The 20,653-nt window shown below is 29.1% G+C and carries 24 protein-coding genes; 11 read left to right on the top strand and 13 right to left on the bottom strand.

Annotation, left to right across the window (positions count from 1 at the left end):
• The first annotated feature begins 32 nt into the window (after positions 1–32).
• From IEW75_RS14570 to ppgK, 4 genes are all read left to right on the top strand, one after another.
• On the top strand, positions 33–359 hold the full coding sequence (locus tag IEW75_RS14570; protein WP_134246959.1) for a magnetosome magnetite crystal formation protein family: 327 nt from the start codon (positions 33–35) through the stop codon (positions 357–359).
• Positions 360–416: 57 nt separating this feature from the next.
• Complete coding sequence (locus tag IEW75_RS14565) at positions 417–1,070, top strand: alpha/beta hydrolase (RefSeq protein ID WP_134246960.1); 654 nt, start codon at positions 417–419, stop codon at positions 1,068–1,070.
• A gap of 51 nt (positions 1,071–1,121) precedes the next feature.
• Complete coding sequence (locus IEW75_RS14560; RefSeq protein WP_134246961.1) at positions 1,122–1,967, top strand: mechanosensitive ion channel family protein; 846 nt, start codon at positions 1,122–1,124, stop codon at positions 1,965–1,967.
• Positions 1,968–2,043: 76 nt separating this feature from the next.
• Entirely contained in the window at positions 2,044–2,787 is a 744-nt protein-coding gene (gene ppgK / locus IEW75_RS14555) for a polyphosphate--glucose phosphotransferase (protein ID WP_134246962.1), read from the top strand.
• On the opposite strand, the gene IEW75_RS14550 is transcribed toward ppgK, so the two are convergent.
• The 6 genes from IEW75_RS14550 to makC (IEW75_RS14525) all read right to left on the bottom strand — a co-directional run bounded on the left by IEW75_RS14550 (position 2,780) and on the right by makC (IEW75_RS14525) (position 7,539).
• The gene (locus IEW75_RS14550; protein ID WP_134246963.1) at positions 2,780–3,010 is read right to left on the bottom strand and encodes a hypothetical protein; all 231 of its coding nucleotides are present in this window, start codon (positions 3,008–3,010) and stop codon (positions 2,780–2,782) included. The two genes, ppgK and IEW75_RS14550, sit on opposite strands and share 8 nt — an antisense overlap.
• Before the next feature lie 390 nt (positions 3,011–3,400).
• Positions 3,401–4,462 (bottom strand): alpha-pore-forming cytotoxin subunit MakE, encoded by a 1,062-nt coding sequence (makE, locus tag IEW75_RS14545; RefSeq protein ID WP_134246964.1) that lies wholly within the window; start codon positions 4,460–4,462, stop codon positions 3,401–3,403.
• A gap of 63 nt (positions 4,463–4,525) precedes the next feature.
• Positions 4,526–5,617, bottom strand: coding sequence for an alpha-pore-forming cytotoxin MakA (gene makA, locus IEW75_RS14540; protein WP_134246965.1), 1,092 nt, complete (start codon positions 5,615–5,617; stop codon positions 4,526–4,528).
• Positions 5,618–5,628: 11 nt separating this feature from the next.
• The gene (gene makB, locus IEW75_RS14535) at positions 5,629–6,687 is read right to left on the bottom strand and encodes an alpha-pore-forming cytotoxin subunit MakB (RefSeq protein ID WP_134246966.1); all 1,059 of its coding nucleotides are present in this window, start codon (positions 6,685–6,687) and stop codon (positions 5,629–5,631) included.
• A gap of 31 nt (positions 6,688–6,718) precedes the next feature.
• Positions 6,719–7,114 carry an alpha-pore-forming tripartite toxin MakABE regulator gene (makC, locus tag IEW75_RS14530; RefSeq protein ID WP_134246967.1) on the bottom strand — a complete coding sequence of 132 codons (396 nt, stop codon included), beginning with the start codon at positions 7,112–7,114 and terminating at the stop codon, positions 6,719–6,721.
• Between the two features lie 32 nt (positions 7,115–7,146).
• On the bottom strand, positions 7,147–7,539 hold the full coding sequence (makC, locus tag IEW75_RS14525) for an alpha-pore-forming tripartite toxin MakABE regulator (RefSeq protein WP_134246968.1): 393 nt from the start codon (positions 7,537–7,539) through the stop codon (positions 7,147–7,149).
• A 290-nt stretch (positions 7,540–7,829) separates the two neighbouring features.
• Here makC (IEW75_RS14525) and IEW75_RS14520 point away from each other — a divergent pair, with 290 nt between their 5' ends.
• The 3 genes from IEW75_RS14520 to IEW75_RS14510 all read left to right on the top strand — a co-directional run bounded on the left by IEW75_RS14520 (position 7,830) and on the right by IEW75_RS14510 (position 10,874).
• A complete protein-coding gene (locus IEW75_RS14520) occupies positions 7,830–8,246 on the top strand; it encodes a hypothetical protein (RefSeq protein ID WP_134246969.1) in 417 nt (138 codons plus the stop codon).
• Positions 8,247–8,317: 71 nt separating this feature from the next.
• Complete coding sequence (locus IEW75_RS14515) at positions 8,318–10,138, top strand: tetratricopeptide repeat-containing sensor histidine kinase (protein ID WP_134246970.1); 1,821 nt, start codon at positions 8,318–8,320, stop codon at positions 10,136–10,138.
• Position 10,139: 1 nt separating this feature from the next.
• Positions 10,140–10,874: a LytR/AlgR family response regulator transcription factor gene (locus IEW75_RS14510; RefSeq protein WP_134246971.1), complete on the top strand. Its 735-nt coding sequence runs from the start codon at positions 10,140–10,142 to the stop codon at positions 10,872–10,874.
• A 160-nt stretch (positions 10,875–11,034) separates the two neighbouring features.
• Here the strand turns inward: IEW75_RS14510 and IEW75_RS14505 are convergent, their stop codons facing one another.
• From IEW75_RS14505 to IEW75_RS14480, 6 genes are read right to left on the bottom strand one after another with little or no spacing between them, the layout of a single operon-like run.
• Positions 11,035–12,366 carry a DUF58 domain-containing protein gene (locus IEW75_RS14505; RefSeq protein WP_134246972.1) on the bottom strand — a complete coding sequence of 444 codons (1,332 nt, stop codon included), beginning with the start codon at positions 12,364–12,366 and terminating at the stop codon, positions 11,035–11,037.
• A gap of 30 nt (positions 12,367–12,396) precedes the next feature.
• The gene (locus tag IEW75_RS14500; RefSeq protein WP_134246973.1) at positions 12,397–13,380 is read right to left on the bottom strand and encodes an AAA family ATPase; all 984 of its coding nucleotides are present in this window, start codon (positions 13,378–13,380) and stop codon (positions 12,397–12,399) included.
• Positions 13,370–14,575 carry a DUF4350 domain-containing protein gene (locus IEW75_RS14495; RefSeq protein ID WP_158283765.1) on the bottom strand — a complete coding sequence of 402 codons (1,206 nt, stop codon included), beginning with the start codon at positions 14,573–14,575 and terminating at the stop codon, positions 13,370–13,372. The genes IEW75_RS14500 and IEW75_RS14495 overlap by 11 nt, the downstream gene beginning before the upstream one ends.
• Position 14,576: 1 nt before the next feature.
• Entirely contained in the window at positions 14,577–15,317 is a 741-nt protein-coding gene (locus IEW75_RS14490) for a DUF4129 domain-containing protein (RefSeq protein ID WP_134246975.1), read from the bottom strand.
• A gap of 3 nt (positions 15,318–15,320) precedes the next feature.
• A complete protein-coding gene (locus IEW75_RS14485; protein ID WP_134246976.1) occupies positions 15,321–16,211 on the bottom strand; it encodes a DUF7847 domain-containing protein in 891 nt (296 codons plus the stop codon).
• Positions 16,198–17,169, bottom strand: coding sequence for a stage II sporulation protein M (locus IEW75_RS14480; protein WP_134246977.1), 972 nt, complete (start codon positions 17,167–17,169; stop codon positions 16,198–16,200). Before IEW75_RS14480 ends, IEW75_RS14485 begins: the two co-directional genes overlap by 14 nt.
• Before the next feature lie 106 nt (positions 17,170–17,275).
• Here IEW75_RS14480 and IEW75_RS14475 point away from each other — a divergent pair, with 106 nt between their 5' ends.
• From IEW75_RS14475 to IEW75_RS14460, 4 genes are read left to right on the top strand one after another with little or no spacing between them, the layout of a single operon-like run.
• Positions 17,276–17,995, top strand: a complete 720-nt coding sequence (locus tag IEW75_RS14475; RefSeq protein ID WP_134246978.1) for an RDD family protein — start codon at positions 17,276–17,278, stop codon at positions 17,993–17,995.
• Positions 17,995–18,606 carry a trimeric intracellular cation channel family protein gene (locus tag IEW75_RS14470; protein ID WP_134246979.1) on the top strand — a complete coding sequence of 204 codons (612 nt, stop codon included), beginning with the start codon at positions 17,995–17,997 and terminating at the stop codon, positions 18,604–18,606. Before IEW75_RS14475 ends, IEW75_RS14470 begins: the two co-directional genes overlap by 1 nt.
• A gap of 1 nt (position 18,607) precedes the next feature.
• Positions 18,608–19,240 (top strand): NUDIX hydrolase, encoded by a 633-nt coding sequence (locus IEW75_RS14465; RefSeq protein ID WP_134246980.1) that lies wholly within the window; start codon positions 18,608–18,610, stop codon positions 19,238–19,240.
• A 40-nt stretch (positions 19,241–19,280) separates the two neighbouring features.
• Entirely contained in the window at positions 19,281–20,093 is an 813-nt protein-coding gene (locus IEW75_RS14460) for a lysophospholipid acyltransferase family protein (protein ID WP_134246981.1), read from the top strand.
• A 54-nt stretch (positions 20,094–20,147) separates the two neighbouring features.
• On the opposite strand, the gene IEW75_RS14455 is transcribed toward IEW75_RS14460, so the two are convergent.
• Entirely contained in the window at positions 20,148–20,618 is a 471-nt protein-coding gene (locus tag IEW75_RS14455; RefSeq protein ID WP_134246982.1) for a Dps family protein, read from the bottom strand.
• Positions 20,619–20,653: the final 35 nt, after the last annotated feature.

The following is a 20,653-nucleotide window of genomic DNA, read 5'->3' as shown; positions in this document are numbered from 1 at the left end:
AATGTAGAACTAAACTTTAAGTAAAAAAATTTATGAAAAATCAAACGGTAAACGAAGGTAAAACAATTGCAATTATAGCTTATTTGTGGGTAATAGGTTTAGTAATTGCTTTTGCAATGAACAATGATAAAAAAAATACTTTTGCTGCTTTCCATATTAGACAAATGATAGGTTTTAATATACTATCACTTGCAAACACTTTTGTAATTAGCAATTATGTTGGTTTATGGACTTCAAGTTTAATAAGCCTCTCTTTATTAACACTTTGGATTATAGGTCTTATTGGAGCAGCGCAAGGTAAAGAGAAAAGAATACCATTATTTGGAGATTTATTTCAAAACTGGTTTAAGGGAATTTAATATTTAATAAATTATATTTATAAAGTCGCGCCAAAAAACGCGACTTTTATTTTAACAATGGAAAAATTAACATTACAATATATTACCAGAGAGCCTAATACAATTTCAGATAAAACATCACTTTTAATTTTGTTACATGGCTACGGAAGTAACGAAGAGGATTTGTTTTCTTTTGCAACCGAATTACCAGAAGATTTAATAATAATTAGTGCACGTGCACCTCAAAATTTAGGGTTTGGAAGTTATTCCTGGTACACAATCAACTTTACCGCAGATACAGGTAAATTTTCGGATATACCGGAAGCTATTGAAGCTAGAGAACTAATCGCTAAATTTATTGGTGAAATTCAAGAAAAATATAAGATTTCACCTGAAAAAACATTTTTACTAGGCTTTAGTCAAGGTACTATTTTAAGTTACGCAGTAGCACTTAATTATCCAGAAAAAGTTCAAAAAGTAATTGCTTTAAGTGGTTATATAAATCCAGAATTACTTCCAACTAATTTAGAAACTAAAGATTATAGTAAGCTAGATTTCTTTATTTCTCACGGAAGTGTTGATCAAGTAATTCCTGTTGAATGGGCAAATAAAGCTCCCCAATTTTTAAATTCTTTAAAAGTTAAAAATTGTTATCAAGAATATCCTGTTGGTCACGGGGTTGCTCCAAAGAACTTTTTCGACTTTAAACAATGGATTGAAGTGCGGTTTTAAATAGTTTAATTGATTTTTTTTAGTATTTTTAATTAACACAATAAATCAAAAATGGAAACATTAAATGATATCTTAAATTTTGAACTTTTTAGTTTAGGTAAATACACCCTAAAAGTTTCTAAATTGATAACTATTTTAATGGTTATTGTGCTAACTAAGTTAATATTATGGGGTATTAAAAAAACATTATTCCGTAAAAAAAGATTCACAACTCTTGATACTGGTACTTCTTACGCTATTTTCCAAATAATCAAATATGTTTTATATGTAATTGCTATTGCATTTATTTTAGAAAGTATTGGAATAAAGATCACTATATTATTAGCGGGTTCTGCGGCATTATTGGTTGGAGTTGGGTTGGGTTTACAACAAACTTTTAACGATATAATATCAGGACTTATATTATTAACAGAAAGATCAATTAAAATAAACGATATTTTAGAAGTAGATGGCGATATTGTAAAAATTGAAACCATAGGCCTACGAACTTCTAAAGCTTTAAATAGAGATGATATTTCAATTATAATTCCAAATTCTTTAATAACAACTAGTAAAGTAATAAATTGGAGCCATCAATCTCAAAAAGCAAGATTCAAAATTGATGTAGGTGTTGCTTATGGAAGTGATGTTGATTTGGTTATAAAAATTTTAGAAGAAAGTGCCTTTGAGCATCCTGAAGTTTTTAACAGAGAACTTGTTGAAGCACGGCTAATGAATTTTGGAAATTCATCTTTAGATTTTCAGTTATTATTTTTTAGTAAAAATATTTTTAGAATTGGTAAAGCAAAAAGTGATATTAGAAGAATTATTAACAAAAAGTTTGCAGAAAACAATATTAGCATACCTTTCCCTCAAATGGATGTGCATTTTAAATCTAACAACGCAGGAATAGATTAAAAACTAAATAATTATATTTAAAATCTAATAGTTATAAAATTATTAAATAAATTACAACAAATTAAAAAAGCTACATATGGAAATATTAGGTATTGATATTGGTGGATCAGGAATTAAAGGAGCAATAGTTGATACTGAAACTGGAGATTTGATAACTGAAAGACATCGAATTACAACTCCTAAACCTGCCACACCAGAAAAAGTTGCCAATACAATTCAAAAAATGGTGCGCCATTTTAATTGGACAGGTGAAGTCGGTTGTGGTTTTCCAACTCCACTTCAACATGGAAAATGCCAAACCGGTGGAAATTTACACGAAACCTGGAAAGGTGTTCAGGTAGATGAACTTTTTTCCGAAAAAACTGGAAATGAATATGCTATTGTAAATGATGCCGATGCCGCCGGACTTGCAGAAATAAGTTTTGGAGCTGGTAAAGGTAAAAAAGGTACTGTAATTATGATAACTTTGGGCACAGGAATAGGCTCTGGCGTTTTTTTAGATGGAAAATTATTACCAAATACAGAACTAGGTCATGTACTTTATAAAAATGGAGAAATTTTCGAAAAATATGCAGCAGATTCCGTAAGAAAAAATGAGAATTTAAACCGAAAAGAATGGGGAAAAAGATTACATAAATATTTTAAACATATTAATTTAATTTTATCTCCAGATTTATTTATTGTTGGTGGTGGTGCTAGTAAAAAACTAGGGAAATTTGTTAATCATATTAAAATAGATACCCCAATTGTTGCTGCGGAAGCCGAAAATGAAGCTGGAATTATTGGAGCTGCAATGGCAGCAAACTTTCATATTAAATAAACCCTTTTGCTTTAAATTCTCGATATTTATTAATAACATTAACGGTAAGGTTTTTAGGCTTTGTAAGAATTCCATATATGCTATTGCGTTCTAGTTCTTTTACTATTAATCTTTTTTCGTAAACAAATTTTTCTGCAATTGTTTTATGGTAAATTGTTTGAATATCTTCGGCATTTTCTTTTATTAACTTATAAAGAAGTACTAAAGCTATTTTAGACTTCAAAAGGGAACTTTAAAAAGTTGTTAGGAAATAGTTTATTCTAATTTAAAAAAAATACTAATATCCAAACTATTAATATTAAATTATAAGTTAGTATATTATGAAAATTGATATACGCCTTTTTAAAGGCGTATATACACTAAATAAGGAAATTGATTATCATAATATTTTCTTACTAATCTTAGATTTTTTTACCTTATTTATTTTCTTTTGAAGAAATATTTTTTATAATGGGTATTCTTTTTTGTACTCTAGTTAGAATAGAAAAGGATTGCACAAATGGATAAGTTACCCCATAAACCTCTCCGAAGAGCAATCCTTTTGAAAAATATTATTTATTCATCATTTGTATTATTGTCATCACTTAAAATTTGGTAAATATTATTTAATAAGCTATTTATTGCCAATAGAAATATGTTTGGTTTGGATGGTACGATTATCTAAATTTTCAGCATGAGGAATGATAGTTTTCCACTCTAAACAAGCTGCATCAAACCAAGCTTGTCCAACAACGGCTTCTTGCGCATTTTCTGCCTTTTCAGTTTTTGATATTATTTGACCTAGTTCAGTTCCTAAAGCGGACCAAGAGACTTTAAGTACTTGTAACGAGCTAGAAATTAAATTCATATCGTCTAAAGTCATTCCAGTTCCTAATAAAAGGGATTTTAGAGTAGCAACTTCTACTTGATCTTTAGATAGGTTTATTTGATCTCCAGCTATTGATTTTTGGTATCCTGAAATGGAATTTTCCATATTGGAAATATCACTTTCAGCTTCTGTAATTGAAGCAACACCAATTCCAGCCAAAATGAGCGACGCACCTAATGTAAAAGGAGCAAGTAGCACCCCAAAGATTGTTTCAAGAATCCCCTTTTTACGTGCTGCCTTTGCCTTCGCAATGGCTTCTCTGTCTATCTTAATTTGTTTTCTTAGATTTTCAATTTTTTTATTAATCTCATTAATTTCATCTTTTAATACTGATTCTTCTGCTTGTACTTTGCTAATAGTAGATTCCATATTACTGTGAATCACTTGCATTTTACTGCCAAATTCAGTCAGTTTTTGTGAATAAGCTTCCATTTGAACACTTATATTAGAAATTGGAGCTGCTAATTTTTGTAGCTGACTTACAATTTTTTCTTTCAAAGTAACCGAATAATTAGAATTCAGTTGGTTATACAAGTTATCAATAACAGTTTGGTTGTTTAAGAATTCCTGACCAGTTGTTGTCATTGTATTTAAAATAGCATACTTAAAATATAGAAAGCCATTGTTTCGCCAGTCAATTACTAATTCTTCAGCATTTCTCAATTCACCTGAAAGTATTGGATACCAAGGGGTGTCCACCTCTTCAATATTTGATTGAATAAGACCTTGACAGGACGAATTAAGCATTAACATAGCGTTCATGCTTAAATTAGTTTCTTCTTGTATTTGGGACGCTTGAAAACTCATGACGATATTTTTTTTTAATAACCTAAGAATCTAATAAGACTCTTAGGTTTAAATGAATGATTTTTATGCTGCTTTTGGTTCTATTGACACTTCGTGCTTTTGAGCCTCAACTTTTTGATTAAGTAAAGATTGAGCGAATTCCATAACAAGATTCCATTCTTTTTCTGCTGCATCTGTAAACGTTCCAGCGATAAGAGTACTTAATGAAGCCTCTCCTTTTTCAAGCTTAGTGATAACTCCTTTCAGTTCTCCTTGGAATACACCCCAAGATGAACGGAAATCGGCTAAAGCTGCAGTAGCATTTGAGATAGAGGAAATACATAAGTTACTTGCTTGGGCTAATCCTTGAAGAGCTACAAGTTGTCGCTTATCTTGATCCATGTTTTTTATATCTTGAGCAATTTCATCATATTGCTCGTTAATTTTATGTTGCATAACTCCCCAAGTTACAGCTCCACCAACAATTGCAACTGCTCCTGCACCTGCAACAACCACTCCCGCACCAAATGTTATGAATGCTAATGCGATACCTGCAATTAACGCAAATATTCCAACTCCAACCGCTATTGCAGCAGCAGCTATTGCTTTATTTTCACCATCTATCATTTTGTGCAAATTTGAAATGGCAGTATTCATTTTGTCAATATCAGCTCTAAGTTCTACTTCAGCTGATTGAATATTTGCAGCTCCAGTTGTAAGATTATCATGCGCGGATTGCATTTGCTGCCCCCAAGTTTTCATCCCTTCACTTACCTTATCTACACTAAATAATATTTCATTTAAGGCGGCTAAAAGTGTTTCTATGAGTGCATTTACTTGCTTTACGTGGGGATCATTTGCTCCTGTAGCATCTGGATATTGAGTAGCTATATCTCTAATTTTTTGAGAAAATGCTGCATAATCTGTTCCATAGTCTGCAATGGCAGTTGGAATGCTTTGCGTTACTTCAACTGAAAGATTATCAACCCAATCGGCAGCAACTGTTTTAGCATTTACCAAGGCAGAATTTAATGAGTCAAACCAATCTGGTTTTGGGCTAGGTGCCGTAAAAGTTGTGTTTTGAACAGCTAAACAACTAGCTGTAATAATGTGCAGGGAGGACCAACCTGCCCAGGTTTGTTGATTTAAGTCCTTACTTTGATCTGTTTTTAACATAATATTTGATTTTAATTAGTTTTAAGATTTACAACAGGTCCGTATTCCCGATGAATGTTTAGAATTTGTTGTGTGTATTTTAATAGAGCATCCCAATTTTTATTGGCTATACTCATAGTTAAAATATCTAGAAAAGAAGTTGGATCGGCTCCAGCATTGATAGCATTAATTGCTTCATCTATTTTTGATTTTTCATCTTTCCACATTATCATTAGCCCTGTTCCATGTTTCTTGAGCGATAAAAATTGGATTTCGATATTATATAAATACTGAATAATAGATTTGGTTGCCGCAGCAGCTTGAGCTTCTTCTGAAGCTTTCATTTGAAGATTCCCTATTTTTATAAGGTCTTCATTAATTTTATCAGTATCGGAAATTATATCGTAAAATGTTTTACCAATTGTATAAGCAAGAGTTACGATTGAAAGATATGGAACTGCAACTTCGCCTGTAGCAGTTAAAATGCTGTATGCAATTTTAACATTTGTTTGAACAAAAGTTTTTCCTCCTGAAATACTTGAACTGTCAATTTTAGATTGAAGACTAGATATTTCATCTTGTAAATGTGTAATAGCTTCAGCAATTGCAATCATTTCTGCTTCCTCTTCACTTAACTCTTCCCAACCTGAATTAATGCTAGAATTAAGAGTAGGAAAAACAGCTGTAAACTGATTTTCAAAACTTGTCAATGCATCTAAACCTTTTTTCGTTTTGCTTGCACAATTCCCTAATTCATTGCTTAAAGCAGAAAGCAGTTCAATAATTTGTTTGTTCGTTAAAGTATGTCTGTTTTTCTTAATTTCTTCGCTAAATGCGGCGAAATCTGCTCCATAATTTGCAAATGCAGTAAGAATATCTGCCCAAGAAGTTGAATAATTAAGAATCCAATTTGATCCTGCTTTAGATAATATCTTCATTTCACTACGAACGGCAGGAATCCAGTCTGGTTCTTCAGGAAGTGTACCAATGAGCGTATCTTGCACACCTATTGAATATGCCGAGACTCCTCTGATTTCGTTAAACAAAGTTGTTAGCTGATCTTTAGTTGTATTTATATCTGGTGCGAACATATTTTGGTAATTGAAATTTATATTGTGTTTTTTAAATACTTACAATTAGGTAAGGATCAAAAGTCATCGCTTTTCCATCAATAGAAAGAGTAGCGTTATACTGAATAGTTTGAGCTTTTCCTTGAACCTCTATCCGTCCTTCCCAATATTCTTCTCCAGAGAGACCTTGTTTTACAGGATTACTGAAATTTCCCGTAATCATTTGCCCAGAAAAACTTACAATTTCAACATCGTTTCCTGGGTTAATAGCAGATACTCGCCAATTAATTATTTGACCGTCTTTACATGCAGTTTTCAATTCAGCTTGTCCTTCATTACCTGAACCAACATACTTGTTAGTATCTATTAAATAAATATTTGATGTTAGATCATTACTTGCCAATGCTCCTTGGGTATCAACTACCATTAAAATGTCAATTTGTTTCATAATTTTAGTTTTAGATTTATAATTAGTCGTGCTTATACTACTTTAATGAAGGCATCGAAACTCATAGATTTACTATCAATTGATAGCGTTAATGTGTATTTGTATTGTCCAATACCTCCGCGGCTTTGGACCATTCCTTTCCAAGTCTCAGCTCCTGGAATTCCTTGTTTTTGTGGATTGCAGATTTTGGAACTAATTAACTGACCCGAAAAATTAACAATGTTTACTTGATTACTCGGATTAACACTTGTTATTCCCCAACTCAATCCTTGTCCATCTTGACAGACTGTTACGAGCTGAGAGGTACCTTCGTTCCACGAACCTTCATAGCCATTTATATCAACAATGTATGCATTGCTTTTAAGATTTCCAGATGCTATTGCACCTAAACAATCGATAATAACTAAGATGTCAATAGTTCTCATAGGACGTAGTATTTTCTATAAAGCCTTTTTTAATTTGTAATCCAAAAGTGTTCTTGGTTTATTAATTTCATATTTCGAAATAGGCAAACAAATTAGTTTTGGATAATTTTGATAAGGTAAAGATTGTATAAATTAAGAAAGAAAAATAAATCAATTGAACGGGTGGTTATATTTAATGTATAAATGGTAATTTTTAAATTTTCAAAGGAAAAAAAACAGAACATCGCTTCTAAAGTATTTTTCCTTATATTTCAACTCTTAAAAAATACTAACTAAAAATTCAAAAAAAAATGGAAAACAATTTACCTAATGAAACAATTGTTAAGAAATTAATTATTAGCGAATTAAATGATATTTCATCATCAGAGCCGTATGTAACATTTGCTTTAAACGAAACAGGAGATTATAATAATACAGTTAATATTTTGGTATTTATACCTTCTTCTGTTAAAAGCTTTGATGTACTTGGTCCAGGAAATAAAGAGAAAGTAAAAACAGATAATGGTAATGTTGTTACAAGAACTATAACCATTAAATGGGAAGATAATGTTAAACCAACCGTGGAACCGCATGATCTTTGGTCTGTTGCAGTTAATTATAATGCAACATCTAGTAAGAAAAAGGATAATATTATTCGTGTAATTTACGAATATGGAGATCCGGAAACAACTAGAGGAACAGTTACAACAACTGGTACTCCAGGATAAAAAAGCTCTTACTAACTTATGAATTCAAAAAATGAATTCATAAGTTATTTTACCCCCCTAACCCAACTGATATGACCTCATATTTTAGTCTTAATTTAAGATTCAAATTATTATTTTCTATACTATTTTTTTATTTTTCAGCAATTGTTCAGAGCCAAGAGATAACAATTGATAAATTCAATGAAGAAGTAAAAAAAGCATGTTTAGTTTGTAATAATTCAATTATTGAGTCAAAAACTAATGGTTTTAAAGATTTTCACTCTGCTCATGAATTTTTCGAAAAAGGTAAAATTGATTCTACCTACATTTATGCAACAAAGCTAATTGAGGATAAAACTTTTAATGAACAGCATATAAATTTTATTCTTTATGTTTTAAAAGGTCGTGTATTAACCGAAAAGGCTTTATACGATGCTGCTGAAGAAAATTTACAACAAGCTATACTGATTGGAGAAAAAATTAAGAATCCTTATGTAGCAATTGTTTATACTATTCTTGGTAAAATATATATTGAGCAAAAGGAGTTTAATAAGGCTGTAAAAATTTTAGAAGACTGGAAAAAATCTTATAAAAATAAAAATTCAGAGAATAGCCGAATTAATGTTCACAACTTGGGAGTCAGCTATTTACATTTACAAAAATTTGACAAAGCAGAAATTAATTTAAAAGAAAGTTTTGTTTTGAGCGAGCAAGCTAAAGATACTTTAGGTTTAGCGAGATCTTGTTTAGATTTAGCAAACTTATATTATGTTCAGTATAAAGATGCTATTGCCTTATCATATTTTGAAAAAGGCTTAGCTTTTGCTGAAAAAACCACAAATCTTCCTCTCTTACAAAACGCATATCTGAATTTAGCTATTGTTGAAGAAAATAATAAGAATTACGAAAAATCTTTAAATTATAGAAAGAACTTTGAAAAAATTAAAGATAGTATTTGGAATAAAGATCAAGTATGGAAACTAGCCGAAAAAGACAAAGAAATAACAGTAGCCGTTAAGGACAAAGAGATAAAAACTCTTGAATTAACTAGCGAACTTCAAAAGGAACGCTTACAAACTGCACAATTAAAAAATATTATTTATGCTAGTATTGCCGTTTCTTTTTTAATACTTATCATTTTAAGTTTTTTTTCAAACCTTAAAATTGGGAAAAAGAACAGTATAATTTCTACTCAAAAAGATGAATTAGTAGAGTTAGTTGAAACGAATGACAGATTATTTTCTATTATAACACACGATCTTAAATCACCTATTGGTTTATTAAAAAATAAATTAATGAGTGCTATAGAAATACTAAAACCAGTTAACAATGAAAAGGAAAAAGCAACACAGCTAATTTTAGAAAGCTTCCAACTTTCAAAAAGGACACATTTGTTAATTGATAATACATTACATTGGGTAATTGGAAACAAACAAGAGCTATTATTTAGTAAAGAAAAATTGCATGTTGAAAGTATTATTAATATGGTTCATTTTGATTATATTTTTCAATTAGAAGAAAAGGAAATTAAATTTAAAAACAAAGTTGATTCATCTGTTTTTGTTGAAGCCGATTTAAATTCATTAAAAATATTATTTAGAAATATTTTAGACAATGCAATTAAGTTTTCGCATCCAAAAAGTGAAATGCATGTAAGTTCCAATTGTAAAGAAAACACTTGTACAATTCACTGGAAAGATCAAGGTATAGGATTTGACCAAAATGCTAAAAATGAGCATTCTAGTAAAGTTAATCAAACCAACAAAGATGTTTCAGGAAATATTGGTACGGGACTTGGATTAAGATTATGCAAAGTTTTGGCAAAAAAAAATGAAGGCAGTTTCGATATAAAAAGCATTAAAGGGAAGGGAACCATAGTATCAGTAACATTAAACAAATATAAAACAACTTAAAATGATTAATGTATTACTTTTTGAAGACAATAAAAATGATGTTGCACAACTAAAGGCATCATTACCAAAAAATGAATTTGAAATTGTAGGTATTAGCAATAATTTAAAAGATGGGGTTCAACAAATAAATCAATTAGATTTTGATATAGCCATTATTGACATTTTTATAGGTGATAATCCTGAAGGAATTGAATTCGCAAATGAAATAAACAATTCAACTAAACAAAAACCTTTTATTTTTTTAACAAGTTCCATAGAACAGGATATTTTTAAAAATGCTAAAAATACACAACCATTTAATTATTTAATAAAGCCGTTTAATAAATTTGAGCTTTTGTTTTCAATTGAATTGGCAATAGAAAAATTTGCTGAACAACACGGAGCATTTGCTGAAAAGAAAACAGTTTTTTGCAACGATTGTTTTTTTGTGAAAAAAAATAATTCTCTAGTTAAAATTACTTTCGATCAAATATTTTATGTTACCGTTGATGGTCAGTATTGTAAAATGATTACTGAAAGCGGAAACTTTATATTGCAAATTTCTCTTACACAAATGTTAAAAGATTTACCTCCAGAGAAATTTATAAAAACACATCGTAATTATGTGGTGAACCTAAATATGGTAGATTCAATTTTTCCAAATGATAATCTTTTAATACTTAAAAATAAGGATAAAGTACTTTTGAGTAGAAGGCTTCAAAGCGATTTTTTCTCTAAGTATCGTATATTTAAGTAGCATATAATTTCCTATTAATGGAACGGGCAAAAACGAAAGAAAGAAATTCATTTTTTTCGCTTTTCCAACGCTTTTAAAATCTCTGTCTAATATAATAATTTTAAATATTAGAAAGACTCCATTAGAATTTGTTCTTACTAAAAATTTAATCTACAGAATTTTAAATAAATCCTTTTGCTTTAAACTCTAGATATTTATTAATAACATTAACGGTAAGGTTTTTAGGCTTTGTAAGAATTCCATATATGCCATTGCGTTCTAGTTCTTTTACTATTAACCTTTTTTCATAAGCAAATTTTTCTGCAATTGTTTTATGGTAAATTGTTTGAATATCTTCTGCATTATCTTTTATTAACTTATCAAGTTCTGTATTTTCAAAAAATACAACAACTAACAAATGATGTTTAGAAATGGCTTTTAAAAACGGTAATTGACGTTTTAAAGATGAAATATGCTCGAAATTAGTGTATAAAATTAATAAACTACGTTGAGTGATTTTCCGTTTAATTACAGCATATAAATATCCGAAATCGGCGTCAGTAAACTTAGTTGTAACATTATACAATGCTTCATTTATAATATTTAAATGCGTTTTTTTATTACTTGCAGCAACAATGGTGTCAACTTTTTTAGCAAAAGTTATTAAACCTGCTTTATCATTTTTTCGAAGTGCAATATTTGAAAAAGCCAAGGTAGAATTTATCGCATAATCCAATAATTTTAACTCTTCAAAAGGCATTTTCATTACTCTGCCCAAATCTATAATAGAATAAATAGGTTGCGATTTTTCATCTTGATATTGATTTACCATTAATTGTGAGCGCTTTGCAGTTGCTTTCCAATTTATAGTTCTAACATCGTCTCCAGCAATATAATTTTTAATTTGTTCAAACTCTAAAGTATGTCCTATTCTTCTTATTTTTTTTAAACCGAATTCGGTTAAACGATTGCTCATTGCTAAAAACTCATATTCTTTCATTTGAATATAAGATGGATAAACAGCAACCATTTCATTTTCTTGAAATTTATAGCGTCTTGCTACAATTTTTAAAGGTGAAGAAACAAAAATATTTAAATTTCCAAAATGGTATTCACCTCTTTCAACTGGTGTAACTTCATATTCGAAATTATAATTTTCAACAGGGGTTAAATTTACAATATGTTCAAAATTCCTTTTTTGAAATTGCTTTGGAAGTTCATCAATTATTTTAGCTTCAATATTAAATTTATAATTGTTTTTAACGGTAATTGAAACTGGATTTTCATCTGAATTTGAAAACTTTTCGGTCAAAATTCTACTTGCATTTAAACCTTTATTATTTGCAAATAAGATGTAAATATCACTAAAAAACAAGACTGAAATAATTGTAACAAAAATCCATGCCAAACTATACAAAAGCGGAATCCAATACGAAACCAAAAATAACGCAGAAATTATGCCTAAATAAACAAAAAAGCGTTGGTGTATGTATATATTTCTAATGGTTTTCAATTTATAACTTTGTTACTTTTAAATTATTAATTATCTAGGGACTTCAACAGATTGCACAATCATTTCAATAACTTTATCAGTAGTCATTCCTTCCATTTCACGTTCTGGAGTTAAAATTAATCTATGACGTAAAACAGGATACAATACTTTTTTAATATCTTCTGGAATTACAAAATCACGTCCGTTTATTGCTGCATGCGCTTTTGATGCATTTAAAATTGCGATACTTGCTCTAGGAGAACCGCCTAAATACAAATGTGGATGATTCCTGGTTTTTGTAATTATTTGAGCAATATATTTTATAATTTTTTCTTCAACTAATACTTCAAATATCTTATTTTTATAATTTAATAAATCAGCTTCCGAAAGCAATGCACTAATTAACGTTTGTGGCAAGGTTCCTTTTCTATCTTGATGTGTTTTAATTATTAAAATTTCTTCATCTAGATTAGGATAACCAACATCTATTTTAAATAAAAATCGGTCTAACTGTGCTTCTGGCAATGCATAAGTACCCTCCTGATCTATCGGATTTTGAGTTGCCAAAACCATAAATGGTGGTTTCATATTATATGTATGTCCATCTATAGAAATCTGACGCTCTTCCATAACCTCAAACAACGCAGCTTGGGTTTTTGCCGGTGCTCTATTTATTTCATCTATTAATACCAAATTTGAAAAAATAGGACCTTCTCTAAATTCAAATTCAGAAGTTTTCATATTTAATACCGAAGTACCTAATACATCGCTAGGCATTAAATCTGGTGTAAATTGTAACCTACTAAAACCCGTATCAATTGTTTTTGCTAATAATTTTGCGGTTATTGTTTTTGCAACACCTGGAACACCTTCAATAAGCACATGACCATCTGCGAACAATGCAACTATTAATAAATCTATAAAGTTTTCTTGGCCAACAATAATTTTACCTAATTCTGCCTTAATTTCAGTTACCGCATTTTTTAGCTTTTCTAAATCTATTCTATTTTCAAAATTCAAATCGTTACTTTCCATATTGAATTGTTTTTTTAAATTTTTCTATTAGTGAATTTAACTTAATAAGTTCTTCGTTTGTAATTTGATTTTTTAAATGAATTGCATCACAAAACTTGAATAATTTTTCAACATCTTCTAAAGAATTACCACTTCTTAAAGCTACATTCTCGTAAAAAACTGCATCTATTTTAATTGTTTGAATGTGTAATTTAACTCTAATAAATTCTAACAAATAACTAATCTTATGTTCTGCAATATTTTTATGTTCTTGCTTTTCAAAATACATATTTGCTATGGTACGTGTAAAAGCCACCGTCTGATTTTTTAATGGTGTTATAATTGGAATGCTTCGTTGTTTTCTTTTTCCTTCAAAAATCACAAAGACTAAGATACCAATTAACGCCATATAATACGCCCATTTTAAATGTTTTGACCCCAATAAATACTGCAAAGGCGAAGTGATTTTACTTTTTCCAGTTTTATAATAAGCATCCCATAAAATTGGAATATCTTCTCTTAAATATGATAAAATATTAGCAGTATGCTGGTGATTTATTTCGTGTAAAGTGTTATAATTTGTAAAAACCTCTGGAAAAGTATGCAAGTAAAAATTCCCTTTTCCATAGGAATGTTTTACAAAATTAATTCCTTCTTCAGTACGTTCTTCATTTGCATTTATATAACCTGTTATACCTAAAACCGTTGTATTTAGGGTATCAATTTTAGTAAAAACTTGATTTATAAAGGGGCGGTCATATGAATATTCTATTCCTTTAAATGCTTTATTTAGTTGCTTAAAAAACACTTTTTCATCAAGATTTTTACTAACTAAACGTTCAGTTTCAAAATTTAAGGTGTCGATGTTCATTCCGTGAGTAGAAATAAATACATCATTACCTCGAGCAACAAATTTTAATAAACGTAAAAATTCGGCATCACCAAAATTCAGCGCCTCATCTACAAAAAAATAAGTACCTGTTCTAGTGGAATCTTGCAAATATACATATGGAGGAATTGCGACAGTTTCTATATTGTTTGAAGGAAATATAGATGATAATTCTTTATTTAAAACATAAGTTCCTAAAGGAATTTTATGTTTCGCAACAAAACTTGGAAACCAATTTATAGGTTGCTTTTTTGTACTCTCCAGATAGATATATCCAAAAATTAAGAGCACAAATAGCACAGCATATATTTTAGTTTTTTTATCCAACTTATTTGCTATTTATTAAATTAATTATTGCTTCAAAATTTGCAGCAACTTTTACAAATTTAGTTTCATCAATTTCAAAATTTCCATACCAAACAAAATCGTATAACCTGGTTAAGTCTTTAAAAGATGATTTTATTTCTTTTTTAGAGATTTCTTGAATATAATCTTCATTCGTTTTTTGTTGTTCCCAAGTTATCAACTCGTTATCCTCTAATTGTTTAATTATATTTAAATAATAAAACCGAATTGCCAATCTGTAGTTTTTTTGTTCAATTGCTCGTTCAATTAACTTTAAAAGATCTTTGTGTTTTATTAAAGCTTCATCTTCAGTTATAGACACAATAGGTCTGTTTGAAGCACTAGAAACTATTGAATTAGAGTTGACTTTTAAAAAGAATTTAATTAATAAAAATAATAAAAAACCTACAATTATATACGGTATTATCTTTAGTAAAGTTCCAAATATGCCTTTTGCATATTTAACTCCGAAAATCCATTCTAAAAAACGTAATAACTGTCTAATTAGCCAATTAAATAAACGTTCAATTAATGTTGGATCTTTTGCTACTTCATTTTCTGAATAATCAAAATCTTTATCTGTTTTGTACTTCTCTAAAGCCTTAGCATCAAACTTTTTTTGAACAATACTATTTTTGTCTTTTTTTACAGAAAGTGAATCCGTTTGTGCGAAAACACCCAACGAAAAGCTTAAAAAAAGTATAAAAAATAGAATTTTTCGCATTAATTATTCTTCTGTGTTAGATGTTCCTAAACTTTCAATTTTCTCAAAAGTACCCGTTAAGTTTTTTTGTTCATTTAAATCGAAATAAATAAAAACTGTTGAAATTAACGGAATTGAATATAAAATAAACTGAAAAATATAGGAGCCAATATTTAATGCCAAATAAATAGGGTCTTTAAAAATTGAAAATACTTCAGTTGGATCGTCTCCGCCCATTACGGTACCCATTTTTATAAATTGATAAATAATTGCTGGAATGGAAAACGCTTGACTTAACATCATCAACAAAATCCAAACCACAATTAAAACTCCAAATGTATTCCACCACTCGCCTTTTATAAGTGTAAATGAATGTGAAAAAGTATCTCCAATGTTTTTATCTTCAAAAACCATAATTGAGGTGGCTAAAGACAAAACCGTAAGTAAATAAATTCCTGGCAAATAACAAAATACCATTCCAAACAGTGTTGTTAGTGTAACTAGAAAACCCAATCTTAAAAACTTCCAAATATTTTTCAGTACATTATCTTTTACTTCAGAAAAAATCGGCTTTCCATTATGTTCTATATATGATTTTATAAAATACAATGAAGACATAGATAATAAGGTGTACATTAAAACATACACAAACATAAGTACAAAAATCCAAGAAAATATATTTGATAAAAAACCAATTGGATTAGCATCTATCTTATCTATTTCGCTAAAAATATCTGACATTGTAAACATATATAATACTAAAACTACCAGTCCAACTAACAAAATTGGTCCAACTATTTTCAAAACAGTTAAAAAATATTCTTTCCAATTTTCTCGAATAAATTTAAAAGTATCGGTAATAATTGCACCTAAATCACGCTCCTTTTTAAACTCTATAAAGTTATTTGTTTCCATTTAATTTTTGTTGATTCGTTATTTTTATTGGATAAATTACATAATAGTAAACAACTACTAAAAATGAAGTTAGAATAATCAGAATTGCTAACCAATCTGGCATTTGTGTCTGGCGTGTTACAAAACCTTCTAAAAATCCGGCTACAATAAAAAATGGTATTGTACTAACCATAATTTTTAATCCTGCTTTAAAACTTTGTTTAAAAGAAGTTAATCTGGAATATGTTTTTGGAAATAGCAGACCGTTTCCTAAAACTAAACCTGCACAACCCGCAATTATAATTACCGAAATTTCTATAGTTCCGTGTATCCATATAGTTCTAGACGATTCCCAAAGTAGGCCTTTATCGTAAAAAAAATATAAAAAAGAACCTAACATAATTCCGTTTTGCATCATAACATACAAAGTTCCTACAGAAAACAACATTCCAAAAACAAATGCTGTCATTGCCACTTTAATATTATTTAAAGTAATTATAATAAACATGTTTCCTTCTCCCATTTTTTTGTACACCGCCATTGGATCTCCAGAAGCAATATTTTCTAGGGTCATATTTACATAATTATCTCCTAAGATCAAGCGTACAAAATCTCCGTCGTTAGCAGCCGAATATGCACCAACTAATGCAAAAAATAAAAAAGTTACAAATGCAATTAATAGTTGTTTATGATAGTTTACAAATTCAAGAGGAAATTCTGTTTTAAAAAATTTTAAGAGTCTGTTTTTATTTTCTTTTTTTGTTTTGTAAATTTTCTGATGCGCTTTTGAAGCTATTGCATTTAAATAAACGACTGTATTACTTTGGGCATAGAAAGTTTTTGCATAGCTTAAATCATCTGTAATTTCAATATATAGATCGGATAACTTATCTGGGGAAATTTGTTCTTTATTGTCTAGAACATCTTCAAATAAGAGCCATTTATTTTTATTTCTTTTTACAAATGATGCTTCACGCATTTTTTATACTTTTGCTGCTTCAATATAGCAATTAATTTTATTGAATTTTTGAGTTAACGAATGTAAAAAATACAATTGTATCAACCAAAGGGATTAATCATTAAAAATGGACAATTTTAAAATAGAAACGGCACAAAATATTACTATTCAACAAAATGTTGCGCCTTTAAGCACAAGAATTAGTGCATTTTTAATTGATATGTTAATTATTGGAGCTTATTATGCTTTAATTTTCTTTATTTTAAATGCTTTAGGATATTTAGATTCTGAAAACTTATATGTTTTATACACGCTAATTAGTTTACCCGTATTTTTTTATAGTTTATTTTTTGAAACATTAAATAATGGTCAAACTCCCGGAAAATTCTTTTGTAAAATTAGGGTTACAAAAATAGATGGTTCTAAACCAACTTTTGGAAGCTATTTAATTAGGTGGATATTACGTTTAATAGATATAACGCTGGCATCTGGATCTATTGCTTTACTTACAATTTTATTAAATGGAAAAGGACAAAGACTTGGAGATATTGCTGCTGGAACTACAGTTATTTCAGAAAAAAAATTAGTTTCAATAAATAGTACTTTAGCTGTTGATATTCCAGAAGAATATACACCTGTTTTTCCGCAGGTTACCATGCTAAATGACAAAGACATACAAACTATTAAAGAGTTATTTTTAAAAGCTAAGAAAAGTAGCAACCACAAAATGCTTTTAAAACTTAAATTAAAAATTATTGAAATTACAGGAATTAATTCTGAATTAAATGCTGTTGATTTTATTGATATTGTTATTAAAGATTATAATTATTTAACCCAACAAATGTAATGACGCTTTTTTACTTTTTAGATATTATAGGAATTATTGCATTTGCAATTTCAGGATCGTTAATGGCAATGCGAAAAAAAATGGATCCGTTTGGCGTATTTATAATAGCCTTTGCAACAGCTGTTGGTGGTGGAACCTTGAGAGATGTTTTAATTGGAGCGCAACCTGTATTTTGGATGAAAAACACAGATGTGATTTATTTTATTGTTGCTTCTTATTTCATTGCTATTATTTTTAGAAAAAAATTAAAATATTTAAACAAATCGCTATTTTTATTTGATAGTATTGGATTAGGTTTGTATACCATTATGGGAACAGAAATTGGATTGAATGCAAACTTTCATCCAATAATTATAATTTCAATAGCTACTATGTCAGCATCATTTGGAGGAGTTATTAGAGATATTTTATGCAACGAAATTCCTGTAATTTTTAGAAAAGAAATTTATGCAACTGCCTGCGTTTTAGGCTCAATTGTTTTTTTAATTTTACATAATTTTAATGTAAATAATGCTGTAATTTATGTTTCTACAACTTTTTTAATAATTGCAATTAGATTAGTTGCTGTAAAATTTAAATTGTCTTTGCCAACATTTTATACGAAAGAGTAATATGGAGTTTTCAATTTTTAAAAAGCAAATTCAACTACTATCAAAAGCAAAGATTGGTGGTTTGGAAGCGCAATTTAAATTGGCTCCTGAAATTAGAAAACAATTTTCTGAACAAAAAATAAATCCACAAAATACTAAAAAGGCGGCCGTTTTAGTTATCTTTTACCCAAGTGAAAGTGGAACGTTAAACTTTCTATTAACACTTAGGGCAAGTTATAAAGGTGTTCATTCTGCACAAATAAGTTTTCCCGGCGGAAAAATAGACCGCAAAGATATTTGCTTAAAAAATACTGCTTTAAGAGAAGCTCGAGAAGAAGTTGGAATTATTGAAAAGGACATTTCGATTTTTAAAGAAATGACAGATGTTTATATTCCTCCAAGTAATTTTATTGTAACGCCCTTTTTAGGTTATATAAATTATACACCAAAATTCACTAAAAATTATGAAGTTGAAGCTTTAATTGAAGTAAAACTTTCAGATTTATTATGTGATTCTGTAATTAGTACTACAAGATTGTCGACTTCTTATGCTAAAAATATTATCGTACCTTGCTTTAAATTAAATAATTATAATGTTTGGGGTGCTACAGCTATGATGCTAAGCGAAATCAAAGAATTAATAAGAACTATATAATATTTTTTTTACTAAATTTGTAAGAACCAAAACCAACTAAATGCCAATTTTTAAAAGGAATCCTTTCGGCCATATTTTATTTTTAAAAAAATGGCTGATTCGCTTTTTCGGAATTGTTTCTCATGGAAGATACCGAAGATTTAACAACCTTCAAATTGAAGGATCTGATATTATAAGAGATCTTCCAGAAAGAAACGTATTATTTGTATCAAACCACCAAACCTATTTTGCAGATGTAGCCGCTATGTTTCATGTGTTTAATGCTGCTTTAAAAGGAAGAGACGATTCTATTAAAAATATAGGATATATTTGGCAACCAAAACTAAACATCTACTATATTGCTGCTTCAGAAACTATGAAATCTGGTCTTTTGCCTAAGATTTTTGCATATGCTGGTTCCATTTCAATTGATAGAACTTGGAGAAGTGCAGGAAAAGATGTGAATAGACAAGTAAAAATGTCTGATATAAGTAATATTAAAAAAGCCTTAGATGATGGTTGGGTAATTACATTTCCCCAAGGAACTACTAAACCTTTTAAACCTATTAGAAGAGGAACTGCACATATTATTAAAACCTACAAACCTATTGTAATACCAATTGTTATAGACGGTTTTAGACGTTCTTTTGATAAAAAAGGCTTGTTAATTAAAAAACGAAATATTCTACAATCAATGGTAATTAAACCTGCAATGGAAATTGATTATGAAAATGAAACCGTTGAAGAAATAGTAAAAAAAATTGAGATTGAAATTGAACAAGATCCATCAATGTTAAAAGTTGGTCCTGTTGAAGAATTTAAACGTCAGGAAGAAGAGCTTAATAAACATCGAAAATTTTGGGATATTTACTAATTAAAAAAGCCGTTTTCAAGAGTTGAAAACGGCTTTTTTAATTTAAGTTATGTTTTAATTTAACCAAGCATTTAACATCCAGATCGTTTTTTCTTGCTCCACAATAAAATCACTCATCATAGAGTTTGTTCCTTCATCATTTGCTTCATCAGATTCATTTAAAATAGCGCGCTCAATTTTTAACAATTCAGATAAAGATGTAACTACTAATTGTACAGATTCTACATCATTAGTTATATTTTTTCCTACCGGAACTTTTGCTAAATTTACATAATCGTTAAAAGTATGTAATGGAGTGCCTCCTAAAGTTAAAATTCTTTCTGCAATTAAGTCTATCTTTTCTTGAGAGTCTGTGTAAAACTCCTCAAATTTTACGTGCAATTCAAAAAAGGATTTTCCCTTAATATTCCAATGCAATCCTCTTAAACTTTGATAATATATTTGAAAGTTTGCTAATAAATCATTCAAACTTACTGTCAAATTTTCAGCTTCGTGCTTCTTTAATCCAATACTTGTTGTATTCATTTTTTTTCTATTTAAAATTATTTTAATACTTCAAA

The organism is Lutibacter litoralis (assembly GCF_014646675.1).
GTDB lineage: Bacteria > Bacteroidota > Bacteroidia > Flavobacteriales > Flavobacteriaceae > Lutibacter > Lutibacter litoralis.
This window is presented reverse-complemented; position numbering and strand designations above follow the sequence as displayed.

What these genes read in the sequence shown, in the direction of transcription:
- IEW75_RS14570 (WP_134246959.1), top strand. Translation starts at nt 33, where the DNA reads ATGAAAAATCAAACGGTAAACGAAGGTAAAACAATTGCAATTATAGCT.
- IEW75_RS14565 (WP_134246960.1), top strand. Translation starts at nt 417, where the DNA reads ATGGAAAAATTAACATTACAATATATTACCAGAGAGCCTAATACAATT.
- IEW75_RS14560 (WP_134246961.1), top strand. Translation starts at nt 1,122, where the DNA reads ATGGAAACATTAAATGATATCTTAAATTTTGAACTTTTTAGTTTAGGT.
- ppgK (WP_134246962.1), top strand. Translation starts at nt 2,044, where the DNA reads ATGGAAATATTAGGTATTGATATTGGTGGATCAGGAATTAAAGGAGCA.
- makE (WP_134246964.1), bottom strand. Translation starts at nt 4,462, where the DNA reads ATGAGTTTTCAAGCGTCCCAAATACAAGAAGAAACTAATTTAAGCATG.
- makA (WP_134246965.1), bottom strand. Translation starts at nt 5,617, where the DNA reads ATGTTAAAAACAGATCAAAGTAAGGACTTAAATCAACAAACCTGGGCA.
- makB (WP_134246966.1), bottom strand. Translation starts at nt 6,687, where the DNA reads ATGTTCGCACCAGATATAAATACAACTAAAGATCAGCTAACAACTTTG.
- makC (WP_134246967.1), bottom strand. Translation starts at nt 7,114, where the DNA reads ATGAAACAAATTGACATTTTAATGGTAGTTGATACCCAAGGAGCATTG.
- makC (WP_134246968.1), bottom strand. Translation starts at nt 7,539, where the DNA reads ATGAGAACTATTGACATCTTAGTTATTATCGATTGTTTAGGTGCAATA.
- IEW75_RS14520 (WP_134246969.1), top strand. Translation starts at nt 7,830, where the DNA reads ATGGAAAACAATTTACCTAATGAAACAATTGTTAAGAAATTAATTATT.
- IEW75_RS14515 (WP_134246970.1), top strand. Translation starts at nt 8,318, where the DNA reads ATGACCTCATATTTTAGTCTTAATTTAAGATTCAAATTATTATTTTCT.
- IEW75_RS14510 (WP_134246971.1), top strand. Translation starts at nt 10,140, where the DNA reads ATGATTAATGTATTACTTTTTGAAGACAATAAAAATGATGTTGCACAA.
- IEW75_RS14500 (WP_134246973.1), bottom strand. Translation starts at nt 13,380, where the DNA reads ATGGAAAGTAACGATTTGAATTTTGAAAATAGAATAGATTTAGAAAAG.
- IEW75_RS14490 (WP_134246975.1), bottom strand. Translation starts at nt 15,317, where the DNA reads ATGCGAAAAATTCTATTTTTTATACTTTTTTTAAGCTTTTCGTTGGGT.
- IEW75_RS14485 (WP_134246976.1), bottom strand. Translation starts at nt 16,211, where the DNA reads ATGGAAACAAATAACTTTATAGAGTTTAAAAAGGAGCGTGATTTAGGT.
- IEW75_RS14480 (WP_134246977.1), bottom strand. Translation starts at nt 17,169, where the DNA reads ATGCGTGAAGCATCATTTGTAAAAAGAAATAAAAATAAATGGCTCTTA.
- IEW75_RS14475 (WP_134246978.1), top strand. Translation starts at nt 17,276, where the DNA reads ATGGACAATTTTAAAATAGAAACGGCACAAAATATTACTATTCAACAA.
- IEW75_RS14470 (WP_134246979.1), top strand. Translation starts at nt 17,995, where the DNA reads ATGACGCTTTTTTACTTTTTAGATATTATAGGAATTATTGCATTTGCA.
- IEW75_RS14465 (WP_134246980.1), top strand. Translation starts at nt 18,608, where the DNA reads ATGGAGTTTTCAATTTTTAAAAAGCAAATTCAACTACTATCAAAAGCA.
- IEW75_RS14460 (WP_134246981.1), top strand. Translation starts at nt 19,281, where the DNA reads ATGCCAATTTTTAAAAGGAATCCTTTCGGCCATATTTTATTTTTAAAA.
- IEW75_RS14455 (WP_134246982.1), bottom strand. Translation starts at nt 20,618, where the DNA reads ATGAATACAACAAGTATTGGATTAAAGAAGCACGAAGCTGAAAATTTG.